Genomic DNA, 2,917 nt, shown 5'->3' on the forward strand with positions numbered 1-2,917 from the left:
CGCCGTAGTTCCAGCTTTCGCCATCGGCCGTGGCCGAGATGCCGGCCGCGGAGGCCTCGATCTTGGACGTGCCATAGCCGACGCGGGCATAGAGGTCGGCGTTCGGGGCGACCGGCAGGAAGCCGACGCCGTAGACGGCGAAGGTGCTCTTCAGCTCGACGTCGATGGCCGAGCCGCCGATGCTGACCGGCGGGCGGTAGCTGTCGTCCTTCACGCCGAAGCCGGCCTCGCCCTCGACACCGAGATACTGGCCGAAGCGCGCGCCGAGGCGTCCGCTGACCGCGCCCAGCTTCACCTCGTCTAGGTCGGCGTGACTATAGCCGACCGAGCCGTAGAAGGTGGTGGGGCTGAGGCTTTGGGCCTGGGCCGCGGCCGGAACGATGGCGGCGGCGAGCGCGACGGCGGCCGCGGCGGTCATGAGGGATTTCATTCTTGTTACTCCAAGTTCTTACAGTCCAGCTCCCCAGCCGAGCGGGGTAGGTGGGGGGCAATCGCGGCGGGAAAAGGCCTGTTCGCCGACTTAGTCGAGACGATCTGGGGTTGTGGCCTGGGCGCCACAAGGCGGCTGACGCGATCCCCAGGCGTGCTATCACTTGCCCGGTAAGCGCCCGCCGGGGATTCCGGCCACAAGCGGCGCGACGTCGGAGAAGACCGTTTTGCATCACGCCGTGATCGCGGCCACGGGGCTCTACACCCCACCGCACAGCCTCTCGAACACCGAGCTGGTCGAGACCTTCAACGCCTATGTGGAGCGCTTCAACGGCGCCAACGCCGAGGCGATCGCCGCCGGCGAGATCGTCGCCCTGGCCCCCTCCTCGCCCGAGTTCATCGAGAAGGCTTCGGGGATCAAGTCGCGCTTCGTCATCGACAAGACCGGACTGATCGACCCGGAAGTCATGCGTCCGGTCATACCCGAGCGTCCGAACGAGGAAATCTCGGTCCTGGCCGAGATCGCCGTGGCCGCCGCCCGCGACGCGATCGCGCGGTGGGGCAAGGACGTCAGCCAGATCGACGCGGTGATCTGCGCGGCCTCGAACATGCAGCGGGCCTATCCGGCCATGGCCATCGAGGTGCAGCAGGCCCTGGGGATCGAGGGCTTCGCCTTCGACATGAACGTCGCCTGCTCCTCGGCGACCTTCGGGATCAAGACGGCGGCGGACTTCGTCGCTTCGGGCTCGGCCCGCGCGGTGTTGATGGTCAATCCGGAAATCTGCTCAGGCCACCTGAACTTCCGCGACCGCGACAGCCACTTTATCTTCGGCGACGTGGCGACCGCGGTGATCGTGGAGCGGGCGGAGGATGCGCCCCCGTCTGGAGAAAACGCCGGCTGGGACATCCTGGGCACGCGGCTGAAGACCGTGTTCTCCAACAATATCCGCAACAACTTCGGCTTCCTGAACCGCGCGGCGCCGGACGGGGTTGGTGCGACCGACAAGCTGTTCGTGCAGGAGGGCCGCAAGGTGTTCCGCGAGGTGGTGCCGATGGTGGCCGAGATGATCGTCGAGCACGCCGGCGACCTCGGCCTCGCCCCCACGACGCTCAAACGCCTGTGGCTGCACCAAGCCAACATCAACATGAACGTGATGATCGGAAAACGCGTGCTGGGCCGCGAGCCTGAGGACGGCGAGAACGTCATCATCCTGGACGAATACGCCAACACCTCCTCGGCCGGATCGATCATCGCCTTTCACAAGTCGAGCGAGGACTTCGCGGCGGGCGAGACCGGCCTGATCTGCTCGTTCGGAGCGGGCTATTCGGCAGGCACGGTGTTCGTCAGGAAACGCTAGCGCACCTCGTCGACCTTCATCTGAGCAGCCTTCCAGTCCATGGCCATGCGGACGCGGTTGCCGACGGCGGGATGGGTGTAGAACAGCGTCTCCTCCAGCTTTGACGGCGTGGCGGCGCGGTACTCGATGGTCTTGACCAGGGCCTTGGCCAGGCCGTCCGGCTCGTTCACCTGGCGCAGGGAATAGCGGTCGGCGTCGACCTCGCCCAGGCGGGTGATCGACACGAACAGCGGCGTTGCGAACAAGGCCAGCAACGCCAGGATGATGCCGATCACCGGGAAACCCGCGGGGTCGGAGAGGCCCTGGATCCCCTTGGCCCCGGTCAGCCGCAGCACGAGGGGGAACAGCCGGTCGACCAGGAAAAGGCCCGCGAGGGCCAGGATGCCGTAGGCTCCGGCCATCCACAGCGGGTGATTGTGGACATAGTGGCCCATCTCGTGGCCGACCACGCCGCGCACCTCCGCCAAGTCCGCGCCCTTCTTGAACATGACATCGCTCATGGCGATGCGGGCGGTTCCGAACAGGCCCGCGACGTTGGCGGTATAGCGGTTGGACTGCCGCGAGCCGTCATAGATGTAGATCTTGTCGGACGGGACGCCGTTGGCCTTGGCCATCTCGACGATGGCCTCGCGGATCGGTCCGGGGGGCGCTTCCTTGTAGTTGTTGAGCAGGGGCATGATGAAGACCGGCGCGAGAACCATGATCATCACGAAGAACAGCGCCACCAGGCCGCCGCCCCAGGCCCACCAGGTCCTGGGCGCCCGGCGCATCAGGGCGTAGAGGCCGGCCACCAGCAGGACGACGAAGACGGTCGAGATGGCGCCCACCAGCATGAACTCGCCGAGCCAGCCGCCGAAAGCCTGGCTGGTGAGACCGTACCGAAGCTCGCGCCACCAATCCTCGTAGATGTTCCAGGGCAGGGCCAGGACGGTCTCAATCACCGAGTCGGCCGCCACCACGGCGACGACCACCAGCCATGGCCTGGCGTTCCTGGCCTCCAGCCGCTCGCGAAGGCGCACGAGGACGCCGGACTTCAGCACCAGCCAGGCGACCGCGACAGCCACCAACCCACCCCACAGCAGCAGCCAGTGGCCGCCCTGGGTATAGGCCGTGGCCTTGGCGTGCGCCTC

At 66.9% G+C, this 2,917-nt stretch carries 3 protein-coding genes; 1 reads left to right on the forward strand and 2 read right to left on the reverse strand.

What is annotated here, in order from left to right; all coding sequences use genetic code 11:
- Positions 1 to 430, reverse strand: a 430-nt coding sequence (locus RMO04_RS04755) for an outer membrane beta-barrel protein (RefSeq protein WP_309643647.1), incomplete at its 3' end; no start/stop codon positions are given.
- A 226-nt stretch (positions 431 to 656) separates the two neighbouring features.
- On the opposite strand from RMO04_RS04755, the gene RMO04_RS04760 reads away from it, so the two are divergent.
- On the forward strand, positions 657 to 1,787 hold the full coding sequence (locus tag RMO04_RS04760) for a beta-ketoacyl-ACP synthase III (RefSeq protein WP_309643648.1): 1,131 nt from the start codon (positions 657 to 659) through the stop codon (positions 1,785 to 1,787).
- On the opposite strand, the gene RMO04_RS04765 is transcribed toward RMO04_RS04760, so the two are convergent.
- Positions 1,784 to 2,917, reverse strand: a 1,134-nt coding sequence (locus RMO04_RS04765; RefSeq protein ID WP_309643649.1) for a M48 family metalloprotease, incomplete at its 5' end; no start/stop codon positions are given. The two genes, RMO04_RS04760 and RMO04_RS04765, sit on opposite strands and share 4 nt — an antisense overlap.

This window comes from Phenylobacterium sp., from assembly GCF_031412415.1.
Lineage (GTDB): Bacteria > Pseudomonadota > Alphaproteobacteria > Caulobacterales > Caulobacteraceae > Phenylobacterium.